The sequence below is a fragment of the Clostridium sp. genome, from assembly GCF_032552055.1.
Lineage (GTDB): Bacteria > Bacillota > Clostridia > Clostridiales > Clostridiaceae > Clostridium.
Genome location: NZ_JAWGSV010000030.1, coordinates 1 through 19,714, shown reverse-complemented (window position 1 = coordinate 19,714; position 19,714 = coordinate 1). Strand labels below are relative to the sequence as shown.

16 protein-coding genes and 1 riboswitch are annotated in these 19,714 nt (G+C 29.1%); of the genes, 4 read left to right on the top strand and 12 right to left on the bottom strand.

The genetic code is table 11. The annotated features are described in order from the left end of the window. Positions 1-190 precede the first annotated feature (190 nt). The 3 genes from tsaE to rimI all read left to right on the top strand — a co-directional run bounded on the left by tsaE (position 191) and on the right by rimI (position 1,869). Complete coding sequence (gene tsaE, locus E6248_RS04025; RefSeq protein ID WP_316339535.1) at positions 191-655, top strand: tRNA (adenosine(37)-N6)-threonylcarbamoyltransferase complex ATPase subunit type 1 TsaE; 465 nt, start codon at positions 191-193, stop codon at positions 653-655. 64 nt (positions 656-719) lie between these two features. Next, positions 720-1,436, top strand: a complete 717-nt coding sequence (gene tsaB, locus E6248_RS04020; protein ID WP_316339534.1) for a tRNA (adenosine(37)-N6)-threonylcarbamoyltransferase complex dimerization subunit type 1 TsaB — start codon at positions 720-722, stop codon at positions 1,434-1,436. Next, positions 1,420-1,869 (top strand): ribosomal protein S18-alanine N-acetyltransferase, encoded by a 450-nt coding sequence (gene rimI, locus E6248_RS04015; protein ID WP_316339532.1) that lies wholly within the window; start codon positions 1,420-1,422, stop codon positions 1,867-1,869. The genes tsaB and rimI overlap by 17 nt, the downstream gene beginning before the upstream one ends. A gap of 173 nt (positions 1,870-2,042) precedes the next feature. Here rimI and E6248_RS04010 read toward each other — a convergent pair whose 3' ends face one another. The 4 genes from E6248_RS04010 to E6248_RS03995 form a co-directional block, all read right to left on the bottom strand. Next, a complete protein-coding gene (locus E6248_RS04010) occupies positions 2,043-3,449 on the bottom strand; it encodes an MATE family efflux transporter (protein ID WP_316339531.1) in 1,407 nt (468 codons plus the stop codon). 10 nt (positions 3,450-3,459) lie between these two features. Next, complete coding sequence (locus E6248_RS04005) at positions 3,460-3,873, bottom strand: MarR family transcriptional regulator (protein ID WP_316339530.1); 414 nt, start codon at positions 3,871-3,873, stop codon at positions 3,460-3,462. A 198-nt stretch (positions 3,874-4,071) separates the two neighbouring features. Further along, positions 4,072-4,674, bottom strand: coding sequence for an ECF transporter S component (locus tag E6248_RS04000; RefSeq protein WP_136005899.1), 603 nt, complete (start codon positions 4,672-4,674; stop codon positions 4,072-4,074). Positions 4,675-4,874: 200 nt separating this feature from the next. Next, positions 4,875-4,993: riboswitch (FMN riboswitch) on the bottom strand. A 264-nt stretch (positions 4,994-5,257) separates the two neighbouring features. Continuing rightward, complete coding sequence (locus E6248_RS03995; protein ID WP_316339529.1) at positions 5,258-7,417, bottom strand: Tex family protein; 2,160 nt, start codon at positions 7,415-7,417, stop codon at positions 5,258-5,260. 787 nt (positions 7,418-8,204) lie between these two features. On the opposite strand from E6248_RS03995, the gene E6248_RS03990 reads away from it, so the two are divergent. Next, entirely contained in the window at positions 8,205-9,566 is a 1,362-nt protein-coding gene (locus tag E6248_RS03990) for a M28 family metallopeptidase (RefSeq protein WP_316339528.1), read from the top strand. A gap of 206 nt (positions 9,567-9,772) precedes the next feature. On the opposite strand, the gene E6248_RS03985 is transcribed toward E6248_RS03990, so the two are convergent. The 8 genes from E6248_RS03985 to E6248_RS03950 form a co-directional block, all read right to left on the bottom strand. Beyond that, complete coding sequence (locus E6248_RS03985; protein ID WP_316339527.1) at positions 9,773-9,922, bottom strand: hypothetical protein; 150 nt, start codon at positions 9,920-9,922, stop codon at positions 9,773-9,775. A gap of 108 nt (positions 9,923-10,030) precedes the next feature. Further along, entirely contained in the window at positions 10,031-10,654 is a 624-nt protein-coding gene (locus E6248_RS03980; RefSeq protein WP_316339526.1) for an FAD-dependent oxidoreductase, read from the bottom strand. 139 nt (positions 10,655-10,793) lie between these two features. Continuing rightward, positions 10,794-11,895, bottom strand: a protein-coding gene (gene prfB, locus E6248_RS03975) for a peptide chain release factor 2 (protein WP_396335125.1) whose coding sequence is annotated in 2 segments (ribosomal slippage) — positions 10,794-11,816 and positions 11,818-11,895 — 1,101 coding nt in all. Because the reading frame shifts where the segments join, the coding sequence is not laid out codon by codon here. A gap of 253 nt (positions 11,896-12,148) precedes the next feature. Then, complete coding sequence (secA, locus tag E6248_RS03970) at positions 12,149-14,662, bottom strand: preprotein translocase subunit SecA (protein WP_316339524.1); 2,514 nt, start codon at positions 14,660-14,662, stop codon at positions 12,149-12,151. Between the two features lie 181 nt (positions 14,663-14,843). Beyond that, positions 14,844-15,380, bottom strand: a complete 537-nt coding sequence (hpf, locus tag E6248_RS03965) for a ribosome hibernation-promoting factor, HPF/YfiA family (RefSeq protein WP_316339523.1) — start codon at positions 15,378-15,380, stop codon at positions 14,844-14,846. 451 nt (positions 15,381-15,831) lie between these two features. Further along, positions 15,832-16,476 (bottom strand): ComF family protein, encoded by a 645-nt coding sequence (locus tag E6248_RS03960; protein ID WP_316339522.1) that lies wholly within the window; start codon positions 16,474-16,476, stop codon positions 15,832-15,834. Next, entirely contained in the window at positions 16,449-17,465 is a 1,017-nt protein-coding gene (locus E6248_RS03955) for a hypothetical protein (RefSeq protein WP_316339521.1), read from the bottom strand. Before E6248_RS03955 ends, E6248_RS03960 begins: the two co-directional genes overlap by 28 nt. 10 nt (positions 17,466-17,475) lie before the next feature. Continuing rightward, a complete protein-coding gene (locus tag E6248_RS03950) occupies positions 17,476-19,707 on the bottom strand; it encodes an ATP-dependent RecD-like DNA helicase (protein WP_316339536.1) in 2,232 nt (743 codons plus the stop codon). Between the last annotated feature and the right edge of the window lie 7 nt (positions 19,708-19,714).

The following is a 19,714-nucleotide window of genomic DNA, read 5'->3' as shown; positions in this document are numbered from 1 at the left end:
CTTATATATTATAATATCTTATCATCTCTTAAAAAGAATTACAAATCCATTACATATTAATTAAATTTGTTCATAAACGTATTTTACCATATTGTGGTATCGTTTGCTATATCTTATATAATTATTTTGCTTTATTTTTTCATTTAATTTGATAGAATATATTATAGGATATTAAGAAAGGAGATATTTTATGCAGTTTTTAGTTAAAAATGTAGAAGAAACTACTGAGTTAGGCTTTTCTATAGGTAAACTTTTAAATTCTGGTGATATAGTTTGTCTTACTGGAGATTTAGGTACCGGAAAAACCCATATTACTAAGGGAATAGCTAAAGGTTTAGGTATTGATGACCATATAACAAGCCCAACCTTTACTATAGTAAATGAATACGATTCTGGCAGACTTAAACTATATCATTTTGATGTGTATAGAGTAAGTGATCCTGATGAAATTTATGCTATAGGCTTTGATGATTATATATTTTCTAATGGTGTATCGATAATTGAATGGGCAAACTATATAGAAGAAATTTTGCCTAGTGATTATCTTCATATATTAATTGAAAAAGATTTATCTAATGGTGAGGACTACAGAAAAATTACTATTACTCCTTATGGAGAAAGATATGATTATATAAAAAACCTCTCATTAAAATAAATTTTTAAAATAATGTGCTGTTGCATAATATTTAGTTTTAATCTCACTCAAAGGAGTTAATATAATGAAAATTTTAAGTATTGATTCAGCCTCTAAAGTTGCTACTGTTGCCATATTAGATGATAGTAACTTAATTGCTGAGTACACACTAAATAACAAATTAGAACATTCTACATTAATAATGGATATAGTTGATAAGCTATTAATGGACTCAGATTTAGATATTGATGATATTGATGGCTTTGTAGTTTCTAAAGGACCTGGTTCATTTACAGGATTAAGAATTGGTATGGCCACTATTAAAGGTCTTAGCTTAGGTTCAAATAAACCTTATATAAGCATCTCTAGCTTAGATGCTTTGGCACATTCACTTGTTAGTTTTGACGGAATCATATGCCCTATGATGGATGCTTTAAGAAATAGCGTATATACATGCTTATATAAAGGTGAAAATGGTAATTTAGAAAATCTAATAGATTATTCTGCTTTAGAAATTGAAGAATTAATAGCTTTACTAAAAGAAAAAAATGAAAAAGTTATATTTACTGGCGATGCTGTAAATAAGCATAAAGAATATATTATGGAAAATCTACCTAATGCTATATTTGCACCAATTCACTTAAATATAATAAGAGCATCTTCCCTTGGAGAATTAGGTATGAAAAAACTTTTAAATGGTGAGAAAGATGATTTAAATTCATCACCTTTTTATTTAAAAAAACCTCAGGCTCAAAGAGAATTAGAAAAGAGGCTAGCTTTAAAAAATGAAGATAGTCTATAGTTTAATTAAAGAAGATGATGTCAATGGAATTTATAATATTTCAAAAGACTCTTTTTCTATACCTTGGAGCTTAAATTCCATAAAAAGTGAAGTATCTAACCCTTTAGCTAAATACGTAGTTGCTAGGGATATGGATTTAAATATTGTTGTTGGTTTTGTAGGAATATGGATAGTTGCTGGAGAAGGTGATATTACTAATATTGCTGTTCACAAAGATTATAGAAGGTCAGGTATAGGCAAAAGCTTACTAGAATATCTTATAAACCTTTGTAAAAACTTAAAATGTAATACCATAACTCTTGAAGTTAGAGAGTCTAATGTAAAAGCTCAAAATCTTTATAAAAGCTTTGACTTTATCATTGATGGTATTAGAAAAAATTATTATGAGGATAATAAAGAAAATGCTATTTTAATGAGCAAGATCTTGGATTAATTTCATAGTAGTCTTTAAAATGTTAAGTATTTTGTTAATGAAAGAAGGAGGTTTTGCATAGCAAAACCTCCTTTATTTTAAAGATACCCCTATAAAAAATCTGTAAAGATTTTTTATAGAAATTTTTTCATTCTTTAATTTTTTCATTTTTTCATTGATAAGTTCTCTTATTCTTATGAAATATCTTTAATCCTATTTACCATATCTATTTCAACATCTTCGTTCTCTACTTTTTCAGAACTCGTACTTCTCATAGTCTTTACTAATATAGCTACTGTAATTACAGATGAAATAACATCACTTAGTGGCTGAGCTATCCAAACACCATTTACTCCAAGGTTAAATAATCTTGGAAGTATTAATATAAATGGTATTAGCAAAATAACTTGTCTAAGCAAACTTAAAAACATAGCTGTCTTAGCTTCACCTATAGATTGGATATAGTTTGATCCTGTAATTGATATTCCTACTATTGGTAACATTAATAAGTAGATTCTTAATCCCTTAACTGAAATATCCATAAACTTTGGATCTTTATTAAATATTCCTATAATAGTTTCTGGGAAGCTTTGAACTAATACAAAAGCTACACATAATATTATTGTTGCAACTATTAATGATATCTTATAGGCTTTTTGAGCCCTATCTATTTGCTTTGCTCCATAGTTAAAACCTATTATAGGTTGTGCACCTTGATTTATTCCAAATATAGGCATTAAACACATTAAGCTAACTGACGATATAGTTGCCATAGCCCCAATTGCCATATCTGTTCCATAAGTTCTTAAAACATTATTTGCAATTACTTGCACTAAGCTTGCTGCAATTTGCATAGCAAAAGGCGCAGCTCCAATAGCTAAAATTTTTGAAACTATAGACTTATCTAATTTAAGAGATGATTTTACAAATTTTAAATTAGATTTACCACTAACATAATATCTTAAACCTATTACTGCAGTAATTAACTGTGAAATTACAGTTGCTATAGCAGCTCCTTGTATTCCTAGATTTAATACAAATATTAAAACTGCATCTAATACTATATTAGTTAGACATCCAATTATCATAATAGTGGCTGCAAGCTTTGGATTACCATCACCTCTTATAGTGTTATTTAAAGCAAATGCTACCATATTAAATATATTACCGATTAATATTATGTAAATATAATCTTTTGCATATTGCATAGTGCTTTCACTAGCACCAAATTTACTTAATATTAACTCACCAAATAATAATCCAATTATAGTTAAAACTATTGCAATTATAGCAGATAATGTAATTGCATTTCCTATTACTTTCTCTGCTTCTTCTCTTTTCCCTTGCCCTAACCTAATAGATATTGTAGTTGTTGCTCCAACTCCAACTAACATAGAAAATCCTAATATTATAGTCGTTATTGGAAGAGTTACTCCAACTCCAGTTATAGCTAAAGACCCCACTCCTGGTATATTACCTATAAAAATTCTATCTACAACGTTATATAACGCATTAACTAACATCCCAATAATAGCTGGTACTGAATATTTTAATAATAACTTCCCTATTTTTTCTTTTCCTAGTAATTCCTGATGACTCATTAAATCCTCCTTATATACATTTTTTCAATAATGATATTATTGTTTCTTTTTCTTCTTCTGTTAAATTCTTAGTAAGATTATTTTCCCACTCTTTTGCAACTTTATATATTGCGTCTCTATGATGAATTCCCTTATCAGTTATAAATATTCTATAAGCTCTTTTATCATCTTTATCTTCTTTCTTAATTATAAAACCTTCAGCTTCTAGCTTCTTTATAGCCCTAGCTGTAGTGCCCTTGTCTATATTAAGTTTTAAGGTTAAATCTTCCTGCCTTACTCCATCTTCCCTATAAAGCTCCATTAAAAAATTAAATTGTCCATATCCTAGTCCAAGATGAGATAATTCTTTTAAGAAAAATATATTCCCTTTTCTTTGTATTTCAGATACATATTTAGCTATGTTTTCACATTTATATTTATCCAAGGTTAATCTCCTAAATTTAATTAATTTATATTTAACTACTCTATTATATCACTTTTAGTTGCATACACAACTAAATTTTCTTGGTGCTTGATAATTATTTTCAATTTGTGTCATATAGTAGTAATTAATCTATGTTATGTAAAATAAAAAACTACGATAGCTATAAAAACTTATAACTATCGTAGCTTATATTTATATCTATATAGAGCTTAACTTGCCCTTCTTTACACTATCAAAATTTGAATCTACATCAAATATTATACTTGCAACTTTCTTATATACCACATATGTTATACCACAGACCATTATAGCTTTTACTCCATTAAACGGAAGTAGCCCTGCAGTAACATAATTTACAATTTCATTAGGTGCCATTTTCATACCGTAAGCTGGTAACAAGAAATATACATTAGCAATTATTCCTATTACTTGCATAGATAAACTTCCTACTAACATTCCAAGGAATGCTGTTTTCTTACTCTTATTTTTATGATATATCCAAGCTGCTGGGAAAACTAATGATGCTCCTATAATAAAGTTAGCCATTTCTCCAACAAAGCCAGTTCCAGTTCCCTTTACTATTAAAATAAGTAAGTTCTTTAATAATTCTATCAATACTCCTGCAACAGGACCAAAAGCAAATCCACCCATAAGTGCTGGAATATCGCTTAAGTCAATCTTTAACCATGGAAATGGTAGAAAAGGTATTGGAAAATCAAAGTACATTAGCATTACTGCAATAGCACTTAAAAGTGAAATTTTAATAAATTTGTTTAGGTTTTTTTGATTTTGATAATTCATTTTATTTCTCCTCCCAAAAGCTATCCTCTGGGGCAATAGTTAAATATTAAATGATATTATTTTAACGAAATTAGTTGTAATCTCTATTATTTCTTATGTTTTAAAAATAATAAAAAACCCTGATGTAAATTAACATCAGGGCAATAAATTCATAAGAAATAAGATTTGCTAAATTAAAATAAATCAAGCAATATCTAACGCCTTACCTTCTTTCATCCAGACTATACTGTCGGCCTCGGAGTTTCACCGAATCATGCTAAAAAATTAGCTCGCGGGCTTTACCGCCGGTGGGGAATTACGCCCCGCCCTGAAGATAAATTATTTTTATACTTTTATTATATGCTTATTTTTTTTATTTGACAAGCATATTTTTAACAATCTTTTTCTTTTATATATATTTTTCAATTAATAATCTACATCCATAGTTTTATATCATTATAAATTAAAAATGATTCTTTAGTAAATTATCTAAATTGAAAGAATCGATTTTTTAATTTAAATATAAGTTGTTTAGATAACTTCATATATTAATTATTTTCAACACGAAATAAAACTTCATAAAATGTAAAAACTTAATTACAACTTATATTCCTTTCATAGATAAGGATATTCTATTTCTCTTACTATCTACTTCTAAAATTCTAACCTTAACTATATCTCCAACCTTAACTATGTCTAAAGGGTGCTTAACGAACCTATCTGCCATTTGACTTTTATGAACTAGCCCATCTTGGTGAACTCCAATATCTACAAAGGCTCCAAAGTCAGAAACATTTCTTACTGTTCCCATAAGTACCATGCCTTCACTTAAATCTTTTAAGTCTATTACACCAGTCTTTAATATAGGCTTTGGCATATCTTCTCTTAAGTCTCTACCTGGTTTTTTTATTTCTTTTATAATATCAGATAAAGTTAACTCTCCAACTTGTAACTCTTCTGCTATATTCTTAATTCCTTTTTCATTAACTCTTTCTTCAATATCTTTAATATTGTTATTTTTTAAATCATTCTTAGTATATCCAAGTAGGGCTAAAAGGTTTCTTGCAACTTCATATGATTCAGGATGAACAGAAGTATTATCTAAAGGCTCACTACTTTCCATAACTCTTAAGAATCCTGCACATTGCTCATAAGCCTTTTGCCCAAGTCTCTTTACCTTAAGTAGTTCCTTTCTACTTTTAAATCCACCTACCTCATCTCTATACATAACTATATTATTTGCTATACTTGCATTTATACCAGAAATATAATTTAGTAATGATGGTGTTGCTGTATTTAAATCAACTCCAACTTTATTAACAGAGTCTTCTACCACTCCTGTTAATGATTCATCTAGCTTCTTTGCAGCCACATCATGTTGATATTGACCTACCCCTAAAGATTTAGGATCAATTTTAACTAATTCAGCTAAAGGATCTTGAAGTCTTCTACCTATAGAAATAGCTCCTCTTACTGTAACATCTAAGTCAGGGTATTCCTTAGTTCCTAATTCAGATGCTGAATAAACAGATGCTCCTGCCTCAGATACTATTACATAAGCTATTTCCCTACCATCTTCTTTTCTTAATTCAGAAATCACCTCAGAAATTACTTCTTCTGATTCTCTAGAAGCTGTACCATTTCCTAAAGATATAACTTCTACATTATGTTTCTTAATTAATGATTTAAGTACTTCCTTAGCTTCCTTAACTTTATTTTGAGGTGCTGTAGGATATACAGTAGTGTTTTCTAAAAATCTTCCTGTACTATTTAAAACTGCAACCTTACATCCAGTTCTAAATCCTGGGTCATATCCTAAAACTACTTTTCCCTTTATTGGAGGTTGCATTAATAATGATTTTAAGTTTTCTTTAAATATTTTTATTGCTCCCTCTTCACCTATATCAGTAAGTTCATTTCTAACTTCTCTTTCAATAGATGGATATATAAGTCTTTTTAATGAATCCTTTATTGATAATTTTAGATACTCATCAGTTATATTATTCCCTTTTAATATCTTATTTTCTAAAAATGCTATTAATTTATCTTCATTAATAGTTATTTTCACTTGAAGTATTTTTTCTTTTTCTCCTCTATTTATAGCAAGAATTCTATGAGGAGGTATTCTTCCAACATCTTCACTATATTCATAATACATTTCATAAGGTGTATGTTCTTCACTTCCACCCTTAGTTTCAATTTTTCCTTCTCTAAAAACTAAAGATCTTATCCACTTTCTATAACTAGCTTCATCTGATATTTCTTCTGCAATTATATCTAATGCTCCATTTATAGCCTCTTCCTCTGAAGAAACTCCTTTTTCCTCATCTATGTATTTAGATGCTTCTACCTTTAAGTCACCTTTATAAGCTCCACCTAAAATTAATTCTGCAAGAGGTTTTAATCCTTTTTCTAAAGCTATAGTTGCTCTTGTTCTCTTTTTTTGCTTATAAGGTCTATAAATATCTTCTACTTCTGTTAAAGTAACTGCTCTTTCCAAGGATTTTTCTATTTCTTCTGTTAACTTACCTTGCTCATCAATAAGTCTTAATACATCTTCTTTTCTTCCCTTTAGATTTCTTAAGTAAATAAGCCTTTCTTGAAACTTTCTTAAGACTTCATCACTTAAAGCTCCAGTCTGCTCTTTTCTATACCTTGATATAAAAGGTACAGTATTTCCATCATCAAGTAGTCCAATTACATTATTAACCTGAGTTATACTTATTTTAAGCTCCTCAGATAACCTTCCAACTATATCAACCAATTCATTTACCTCCTATAAAATATGCCTAAACCTATTATATATATGTTTCAATTAATAATCTACAACATTGTTTTAAAGATGCGAATATAAAGGTAAATATAAGTATTTCAAGATGTCTCACTAATTTTTATTGAAATTCAGCTCGTCTGAATTTCTTCCTTTAGTAGGCTTGCATCTCCAAGATTAAATTATTAAAAAGGAGTTTTTAACATATTGTACGTAAGCTGACTTAGAGCTTGCGACGGAAGCTTAGCATAATATGTTAAAGACTCCTGCACAATTTAATACATAATATCAAATAACTGTCTTGATATTATGTAAATTTAGAGTTATAATAATTGTAAAATATTTACAATTAGGTGATCATATGAATAAGCTTTATACAGTTATAAATAAAATTATTAATATCCTCCTAGTATTCTTTATTATCTCTTTAATATTAAACCAGTATTATATTATTCAATTTTCTACAACTATTAAATATATGTTATACTTTTTAACTCTAATTTTAATTCTTATATCTTCAACAAAGGAAATAATAATTAGCAAATCTGGATTATCAAAGTTTATAAATTGTATAATTTTATTTAGCTTTATAGTTGGAGGAATTTTTTCAATACTTTCTAATCAAATAAATATGTTTATTTATATATGTATATTATTCTCTTTAATACATGGATTTATAGACCTTGTTTATAAAAGAGCTTAGCACCTCTTGATTATATTTTTTCATATTTTAATGCCTTAAATAATAGTATTAAGTATAACTATTATTTGAGGTATTTTTATGAGAAAGAAAATTATCTATTACTCATGTCTTATTTCAACCTTTATATTATTAGCTTTATCATTATTTTCAAATTTTACATACTCACCTTTTAATGCTGATAATGTAAAAGAAAATATAACTTTATTTTCTTCTGATACTTATAAAGGTAGATTAGCTGGCAGTAATGAAAACACACTAGTTGGAGAAATAATAAAAAAGAACTTTACTGATAATAAATTAATTCCACTAAATGATGAATATAAGGAAGGCTTTAAAGTATTATCGCCTGTAAATAATAATACTTCTGCCTACTTAAAGTTTTCTTATGATGATGGCTACTCCGAATCTTTAAAATATGGGGTAGACTTTAAAGAAGATATGATTAATTTTAGAAAAACTAATTTCACTTTTAGTTCAGAAGATAAAATAAATGTTTTTTCTAGTTATATTGAAGTTGTAACTTCTGAAGGAACTTGCTTATTTTATCTATCTCCTAAAGATGACTTTTCTTTTAGAAGTTCATTTATATCTACCTTCCCTTATGACATGATGGTATTAATAAATACAAAAACTTATAACAAAATATTAGATTCTATTAGAGATGGTGCTGAAGTTGCTATTAATATTCCTTTCTCAGTTGAAGAAAAAGAAATATATAATATAGTTGGAGTGATTAAGGGAAGTTCAAATAAATTGCCACCTTTAATCTTAACTGCTCACTATGATCACTTAGGAGCTGACGCCTTAAAGAATACTTATTATGGAGCCTTAGATAATGCTTCAGGAACTTCATTTTTATTAGAAATAGAAAGAGCATTATCAACTTACGGAAAACCAAAAAGAGATATAATATTTGTAGCTTTAAATGCTGAAGAATTTGGTCTTTTAGGTTCTAAAGACTTTGCTGAAAAGAATTTAGATAAGATTAAGGATGGTGAAGTAATTAATTTTGATATGATTGGTAGTGATGGCTATCCCCTAACACTAATGCTAGGAGCTTCAGCTAAAGATAAGGAATCTAAATTACTTGATTCAATAGAAAAAATAGCTAAAGATAAAAATGTAGAAACAGCAGTTTCTTATGAAAACTCTAGTGATCATGCAAGTTTTAATGATTTAGGCATTGATGCACTAAGCTTTTCACATAGTGATTTAACTAAAATTCATACCCCTAATGATAAGGTAGAATATATAAGTAAAGATGCTATCAATAGTGCTTATAGTGTAATTGAAGAAAAGATTTTTGACTCCTCCTATGGAGCAGTAACTAAGTTCTTCTATGGAAAAACTTCATTATTTATCTTCTCAATATTATTTGCTTTTGTAGTTTCTTCACCAATTGTATCTTACCTTAAAAGAAAAAGAATAAAGAAAATATAGATAATTACTTATTGATTAAAAAATGAAGAAATTAAAGAATAAAAAAATGCTAAATAAAAAATCTTTACAGATTTTTTATAAGGGCATCTTTATAAGAAAGGAGGTTTTGCATAGCAAAACCTCCTTTCTTCATTTCTTCACTTTTTCATTTCTTCACTTTTTCATTTCTTCATTTTTTCATTTTAAATGCTTAGCATTTAAACTATCTATATATTTATCGCTACTTCAAATCCTTCAGCAACTGCATGTTTTATACGACGTGGAGATGAAGCATCTCCAATGATTTTTATATCCTTTATAGCTGAGTAAACTTCTTCATCTATATCATTTACAGCTTTAAATCCAAGAGCAAGCACTAGAGAATCGCATTGTATCTCTTCAATATCTCCATTTGAATTAGTTAAAATTACCTTGTCATCTTTAACCTCAGTTAGCTTTGTACTACTCTTAATTTCTATATCTCTTTATGCTAACATAGATCTAAGGGCTAATAAATTATTAAATGCCATCGGCTCAGATAAAATATTATTCTTCATTTCAACTAAAGTTACTTTTTTACCTTTCCTTGATAGATGAACTGCTGTTTCACAACCAACAAACCCACCACCAGCAATAACTATATTTTCTCCTAATACTGTGTCATCAACAAGAATATCTGTTGCTAAAAATACATTATTCCCATCATTTCCAGGTATATTAGGAACTATAGCCTTACTCCCTGTGCTCATAACAAGTACATCTGGATTTTCAGATAATATATCATACTTACTTACATTCTTATTGAAAACAACATTTATATTTAGCTTCTCTATTTGGTTATCATAGTACCTAATTAATCTTTTTAAATCGCCCTTAAAATCAGGTGCTGAGGCTGGAATAAGATTGACTCCTATTCTAGAACCCTTTTCCCATATTGTAACTTTATAACCTCTTTTAGCTGAGGTAATTTCTGTTTCAATCCCTCCTGGACCTGCTCCAATTATAAGTACAGATTTTTTAACAACTGCTTCTTCTATTTCTTCATCTTCTCTTCCACAAAGAGGATTTACTCCACAACTTACTGGATCTCCTGAAAGTATAGAAAACATACACTCATTGCATCCAATACAAGGAACAATGTCTTCTATTCTATTTTCCTTAACTTTATTTGCCCATTCAGAATCTGCTAAAGAATAATAGTTTTAATCATAAAAATAGGACGTATCCATTGTGGATACATCCTATTTACTAATTGTTTTCCTTCAAATAAGCGGTTATAAAGTTATCTATTTCACCATTCATAACTGCATTTAAGTTTGCAGTTTCTTCTCCTGTTCTATGGTCTTTAACCATATTATATGGATGGAATACATAAGATCTAATTTGGCTTCCCCACCCCATATCTTTAAGTTCACCAGTTAAATCTTCTATTTTCTCTTTATGAGCTCTTTCTTTAAGTTCAATAAGCTTTGATTTTAACATTCCCATAGCTGTTTCTTTGTTTGAAAACTGACTTCTTTCACTTTGACATTGAACTACTATACCAGTTGGTATATGAGTTATTCTAATAGCTGATTCAGTTTTATTAACATGCTGACCACCAGCTCCACTTGCTCTATAGGTATCAACTTTTAAATCATCACTTCTAATATCTATATCTTGATCTTTAGTTAGTTCAGGTAATACTTCTACAGAAGCAAAGGAAGTTTGTCTTTTACCATTTGCATTAAAAGGAGATATTCTAACTAATCTATGAACTCCCTTTTCAGCCTTTAAATAGCCATATGCAAATTCTCCCTTCACCTTTAATGTTACACTTTTTATTCCAGCCTCATCGCCCTCTAAATAATCTATAGTTTCAACACTAAAGCCCTTCTTTTCACACCATCTAGTATACATTCTAAGTAACATTTCGGTCCAATCATTTGCATCACTTCCACCTACTCCAGCATGTAGTGTTACTATAGCATCATTTCTATCATATTCACCTGATAATAAAAGCTCTATTCTATATTCTTCTACATCTTTTTCTATAGATCTTATTTCTCTTATCATTTCATTAATAGATTCCTCATCATCTTCATCTATTAATTCCCCTAATACTTCTACATCTTCAACTCTAGTAACTAATGAATCAAATCTATCTATCTTATCTTTAATTCTTTTGCTTTCCTTAGTTACTTCTTCTGCTCTTTTTAAATCATCCCAGAAACCAGTCTCTTGCATTTGAAGCTCTAACTCTTCTACTTGCTTTACCAGTGCTTCCTTGTCAAAGAGAAGCCCTCATTTCTTCTATGAATTTGTTAATATCATTAAGCTTAGCTAATTCTGATTCTAACTTAATTATCATTTTTATCACACCTTTTTTTCAGTTAACAGTTAACAATAAACAGTTAACAATTATTGTTGAAATTCAGTATCCTGAATTTCTTTATTACATTTTTAATAATTTTGAATAAGTCACTTTACACAACTGTAAGTCGTTAATTATAATTAGGCTGCCCTAAGGCAGCCTTAAATATTATTAGTTTGAATTTGGAACAAATTTTTTCCATAATTCTTCACTTTTCATTTTTAATTCTTAATTTGATTGCGAGCAATCACTATACTTCTCTTCCACAACAGTTTTTATACTTTTTTCCACTTCCACATGGACATGCATCGTTTCTTCCTACTTTAGGTTCGTTTCTAACTGTTTTATTTTTAGCTTCTCCTTCATCCCCACCATGACTAGCCGAAGTTTCTTCAGCTACTCTTTCTCTTTCAACTGGCTTTTGAATTTGAATATGGAATAAGAACTTAAGTGTATCAATCTTAATTCCTTCTATCATTTCTTCAAACATAGAACTACCTTCCATTTGGTAAGCTTGGATTGGATCCAATTGCTTATAAGCTCTAAGTCCTATACCTTGCTTTAAATGATCCATATTATCTATATGATCCATCCATTTTTGGTCAACTACTCTAAGAAGTATTACTCTTTCTACTTCTCTAAAGTGTTCTTCACCAAACTCTTCTTCTTTTGCATGGTATGCAGTATTTAGTATATCAATTATTTTATCAATTATTTGTTCATTAGATAAATCTATTAAGTCTTCTACCTTTAATGAATTATGAGGAAGGCAAATATCTTCTAAATATCTAATTAATTTTTCAATTTCAGCTTCAAAGTTTTCATTAATATTTTCTAAATGTCCCTTAACAGCATCTGAAACTAATTCCTTAATCATACCTTGAATTTGATCTCTTAAGTCTTTACCTTCAAGCACTTCAGATCTTTGTTTGTATATAACTTCTCTTTGCATATTCATAACATCATCATAACCAATAAGGTTCTTTCTGATATCAAAGTTATTTCCTTCAACCTTCTTTTGAGCATTTTCAATGGCCTTACTTACCATTTTATGATCTATAGCTTCATCTTCTTCTAATCCTAACTTATCCATTAAGCCTTGGATTTTTTCAGATCCGAAAATTCTCATTAAATCATCTTCTAATGATATATAGAATACTGATTCACCAGCATCTCCTTGACGACCAGATCTACCTCTTAATTGGTTATCTATTCTTCTTGATTCATGTCTTTCAGTACCAATTATCTTAAGACCGCCTGCTTCTTTAACACCTTCGCCAAGTTTTATATCTGTACCTCTACCAGCCATATTAGTAGCAATTGTAACACTACCTAACTCACCAGCATGAGATATAATTTCTGCTTCTTGTTCGTGGTATTTAGCATTTAATACTTGATGCTTAATGCCTCTCTTCTTAAGAAGTGCAGATAAGTATTCTGATTTTTCAATACTTACAGTACCAACTAACACCGGTTGACCTTTTTTATTACATTCTATTATATCTTCAATAATAGCATTATATTTCCCCTTAGTGTTTTTGTAGATTAAATCACTCTTATCTATTCTAGCTATAGGTCTATTTGTTGGTACAACTATAACGTCTAATGCATAAATTTCTCTAAATTCATTTTCTTCAGTCAAGGCAGTACCTGTCATACCAGAAAGCTTTTGATACATTCTAAAATAGTTTTGGAATGTAATAGTTGCTAAAGTCTTTGACTCTCTTTCAATCTTAACTCCTTCTTTAGCTTCTATTGCTTGGTGAAGACCATCTGAATATCTTCTACCTTCCATAAGTCTTCCTGTAAATTCATCTACTATAATTACTTGGCCATCCTTAACCATATAATCCTTATCTATTTTCATTCCATAGTTAGCTTTAAGAGCTTGAGTTATATAGTGTTGTAATTCTAAGTGATCTGCATCAGCATAGTTATCTATTCCAAATGCTCTCTCCGCCTTAGCCACACCTGCATCAGTAAGCATTACTGATTTAGCTTTTTCATCTATAGTATAGTCTTCATCAGCTAATAGTTGCTTAACAAAATTATCTGCTACATTATAAAACTTAGTAGACTTCTCTCCTGCTCCAGAAATAATTAGTGGTGTTCTAGCTTCATCAATAAGAATGGAGTCAACTTCGTCAACTACTGCAAAGTTCAGCTTTCTTTGAACTTTTTCTTCTTTATAAATTACCATATTATCTCTTAAGTAATCAAAACCAAACTCGTTGTTAGTTCCATATGTTATATCTGCTGCATAAGCTGCTCTTCTTTCATCTGATTTTAATCCATGAACTATGCACCCTGTAGTTAAACCTAGGAAATTATATAGCTGTCCCATCCACTCAACGTCTCTTGTAGCAAGGTAATCATTAACAGTAATTAAGTGAACACCTTCTCCTGTTAATGCATTTAAATATAAAGGAAGAGTTGCAACTAAAGTTTTACCCTCTCCTGTTTTCATTTCAGCAATTCTACCTTGGTGTAGTACCATACCCCCAATTAATTGAACTCTATAATGTTTCATTCCAAGAACTCTTGAGGAAGCTTCTCTACATACTGCAAATGCTTCTGGTAGTATATCATCTAAAGTTTCTCCATTTTTAAGTCTTTCCTTAAATTCAAAAGTCTTAGCTGTTAATTCTTCATCTGTAAGCTTTTGCATGCTTGAATCTAAGGCTTCTATTTTATCTGCAATTTTTTCTAATTTCTTTACTTCTCTCTCACTGTATGTGCCAAATAGCTTTTCTAAAAATCCCATTCTTCTTTTCCTTCCAATATTATATTTTAAATAATTAAAAGTTTTCGATTTTCATTAATAAATTATACCATTTTATTAACAATTAATTCAACAAATATGTTACATATTAATAAAATATATAAATAAAAAGGAAGTGCATTGCACTTCCTTTTTATTTATATATTGAATTTACAATGATTTTTTATACATAGTCAGGTTCTAACAAACCATAATCTCCGTCTTTCCTTTTATATACTACAGCTATTTTATTTTCATCTGCGTCTTGGAATACAAAGAAATTATGTCCTACTAATTCCATTTGAAGTATTGCCTCTTCTACTGACATAGGTTTAATTCCAAATTTCTTAGTCTTAACAACCTTACCATTTTCCTCGATTAATTCATCTTCAACAGCAACTTCATCAAATGTTTGAAATCTTAATGATTCATTATTTCTTCTAGATAACTTTGTTTTTTGTTTTCTTATTCGTCTCTCTAATTTCGTTACTACTAAATCTATAGACTTATACATATCATCTGTAGCTTCTTCAGCCCTTAGAACAACTCCATTAAATGGTATAGTGATTTCCACCCTTTGCTTATTTTTTTGAACTGATAATGTAGCCTTAGCTTCTACTTCAGGATTAAAGTATCTATCAACCTTAGATAGCTTCTTCTCCACCATATCCTTTAGTGCTGGTGTTGCTGTCGTATTTTTTGCTATTACTGAAACTCTCATAAAAGTTCATCCCCTCTCAATATGCTTCTTAAAGTTAATTAGTAGAAACACTTTGTTATATTTATATTATACCATTAAGTAATCGTTTAAATCAAGGATAATATATCCATACGTTATCTGTTTAAAATTATTTTGTTACACTTTTCATTAAATTAATAAAAATATTTATTCTAAATTTTGTAAATATTAATTTAGACAATAAAAAATAGCCATTAGAATACTAATAGCTACTAGTTGTAAAGCTAGCTGACCTGGATTTTGCCCCCACACTCGCCTACTGGAGCTTTTGCTACTAGGAATTACCCCCTCACTACTAACCCTCTCAAAATTTTTGGTAGGACTTACTTCTATACCGCACCATGCTCATAAGGAATTTTTCCTAACTTACGTGGATCGTTTTGCCTGCGACTAGCATCGACTTTCATCCACAGACCTAATCTTTACTATATTATTATATAAAACTTTTGGAAACTGTCAATATATTTATTGAAGTCGCTCCAGCTTCTTTTAATATTTTTTCGCATTCAAATATAGTGGCACCAGTAGTTACAATATCATCTAATAAAATTATTTTCTTTCCTTTAACATTATTTTTATCTCTAATTTTAAAGGCATCTTTTACATTTTTAATCCTATCTTCTTTTGATAATGTTTTTTGTTCTTTTATCTTTTTAACTTTAATTATATCTCTATATATTGTTATTTTTAATTTTTTGCTTATTTCTTTCGCTAAGAATTCACATTGATTAAATCCTCTTTCTTTTAATGCTCTTTTACTGCTAGGTATAAATACGATAGCCTCTGCATCTATTTCATTTTCCTTAATTAATTTATAAAGATAATCTGCTAGCACCCTGCCTGCAGTAAAGTTTTTCTTATATTTAAATTCAAGTAAAAGCTTTTTTAACGCTCCCTTATAATGCCCATATGAAATTATATTTCCATCTCTAATACATCGCTTTATACTGCTATTACAAAATGGGCATATTCCTATAAATTCAGCCTCGCATATAATACACTTATTTATAGGTGGATATACTATATCTAAAATTTCTTCCTTAATCTCATTTAATAATTTAATAATCCCTTTTCCCATATTTTCTTATTATAACCCCTTGCCATATCCTTAGCTATATCCATATCTTCAGTTATATCTCTCCCTACTAGTAGCACTTCCCCATACTTTTTATCCTTCATATATTTTCCTACATCTGCACAAAAATATAGTATTCTTTTATAAGTATATATTTTATCTTCAGAGAATAATATCACTATATCTATATTGCCTTCTTTAATAGAATACTCTCTAATATCATTAGTTATTATAAATACACTATTCTTATACTTATAGATATTTTCTAGATCTATAGTAGAATTTTTCTTAAAATGTTTAATCACTTGTACATCATCAATTTGCAGCTCTTTTGTATAATAATTATATAACTTCTCTATTTTTTCTTCATTAGGTACATATAATATTACTTTTCTATTATTGCTTTTAAACCACATTAAATAATCATATAAAGTATATGGCATATCTTCATCTAACTTTACTCGTGTAGTAATTATTCTTGGCTCTACGAAGATTTCATTTCTAATTAAATCTGAAATCTGAAATGCCATTCCCATATTTACTATTCGCTCAATAGAATATACTATTATCCTCTTTGAAAATAAGTATAAGTTCTCGATATACTCTCTTATTATTTCTTTAGAAATATTTGAGTAACAGCTAATATCGTCTATTATGCATAAATCATATGCCCCTTTTACATCCTTTACTGATTTAAAATCAACAAAGTCTATATCACTTTTACTATCTTTATGATTATCAGAATATCTAATACTGTTATTCTGCTTTAATCCATTAATTATCTCTTTATTATATTTATCACAATTATGAACATAAAGTATTTTCTTTCCTGATAATAAAGTATCTTCTATAATATCCAGAAAAATTAACGGTGTATTATATGGATTAGTTACTATAGTTAAAAGTTTCGATTGTTTGTTATACCATTTATTAATTTTAGATGTACAATAATTAAATTCTTTTAAGTTAGTTATCCTATTATCCTCTAACATGGAAAATCTCCTATTCGCTCAACACTTCACTATCAGTAATATCTAAAATTCTATTTTTAAGAGAAGAGTATCTTTCAACACTTCGTGTATTAGTAACCATATATTGCAACGCCTTTGGAAGTCCAACAACAACTACTAACTCCTTAGCTCTAGTTATTGCTGTATACAATAAATTCTTATTCATAAGAAATGGTGATCCCATAAATGCAGGGGTAATTATAACTTTAAATTCACTACCTTGACTTTTATGAATTGTAATTGCATAAGCTAGTTCCAATTCATCTAAATAAACATAGTCATATACCACTCGTCTTTCATCATCAAAGATTACAGTAATATTCTTTTCTTCATCATTTATACTTTCGATATATCCCATGTCTCCATTAAATACACCTACACCTTCATTATCTCCATCTCCATTAATTCTAACCCACTTAAGAGAATAATTATTCTTAGTTTGCATTACTTTATCGCCTTCTCTAAAAATAACTTCTCTTAGCTCTTTCTCTTTTTTATGCTTAGCTTTTGGGTTCAATACTTCTTGTAACTGATTATTTAAATTTTGAACTCCAAGAGCTCCTTTTCTAGTAGGTGTTAAAATCTGAATATCTCTAAAGTTATCCCATTTCTTATTGTAATTAGGAAGCCTTCTATTAATTAAATCGATAATGGTTCTAAGTATTTCATTAACATCCTCTTTGTTTTCAAAGAAGAAATCCCCATCTCTCCTATTTAACACTGGCATTTCCCCATTATTTATTTTATGAGCATTTACAACAATAAGACTTTCCTGCCCTTGTCTAAATATATCTCTTAATCTAACTACTTTTATAAAGTTACTTTCAATTAAATCCTTTAATACATTTCCCGCGCCAACTGATGGCAATTGATCTACATCCCCAACTATTATTAGTCTAGTTCCGAGCTTAATTGCCTTTAATAAACTATTCATAAGCATTACATCTATCATAGATGCCTCATCTATTATAATAACATCTGCCTCTAAAGGTTCATTCTCTCCTCTTTTATAATAAGATTTCCCGTCATCATTGACACCCATTTCTAATAGTCTATGTATAGTTTTAGCTTCTCTTCCAGTTGATTCACTCATCCTTTTTGCTGCTCTTCCTGTAGGAGCTCCTAGTACAACCTTCATATTATTATTTTCATATATTTCTATAATAGCTTTAATAATTGTTGTCTTACCTGTTCCTGGTCCTCCAGTAATTATCTCTATACCATTCTCAAAAGCACCTACTATTGCTTCCTTTTGTGAATCTGCAAACTTCATATTATTCTTTTTTTCAAAGACTCCAACTTCAAACTCTACATCCGCGTTTATACTCCTGAAATTTTCTAAACTTAAAGTTATTATTCTATTAGTAACTCCCAATTCACAATAATAATATGGAAGTGCAAATACAGAATCTACCCCATCAATCTTCTCCACCTTAACCCTAGAATCTACAGTTAAATTATATAAAGCACCATCAACTAATTCATTAGTAGCTCCTAGTAATTTTATAGTTTCTTTAACTAGCTCATCCTTAGGCATATATGTGTTACCTGAAGAAGAAAACTGATTTAAAATATATATTATTCCACTCTGTATTCTAAATTGAGAAGTTGGCTCAATCCCTATACTTTTAGCTATTCTATCAGCTGTTATAAAACCAATCCCTGCTATTTCATCAGATAGTATATATGGATTATTGGCTACTATATCTCTTGCATTAGCTCCAAAAGCTTTATAGACCTTAATACATTGATTAGTAGTCATTCCATGGCCCTGGAAATAAAGTATAATATCTTTTAGTTCCCTTTGTTCATTATAGGACTCCTTAATAATCTCAAACTTTTTCTGTCCTATACCTTCCACACCTCTAATTTTATCTATATCATTATCTAAAACTTCTAGTGTTTTTTCTTTAAATCTCTCAACTAATCTTTTAGCAGTAATAGGGCCTATTCCTTTAACAATTCCTGTTGATAGATATCTTTCTATTCCTTTTATGGAATCAGGCAAAATTTCTTCATATTCTTCTATATTAAATTGTTTTCCAAATTGTTTATGAATTACCCATTCACCTTTTAATTTAACATTTTGGCCTTCTTTCATAAAAGGAACTATTCCAACAGCATTAATAATTTCTTTTTCTAAGTTTATTTTAGAAACTACATAGCCCGTATCTTCACTTTTAAACACAATAGACTCAACTATTCCATTTAAATATTCTGCCATATTATCT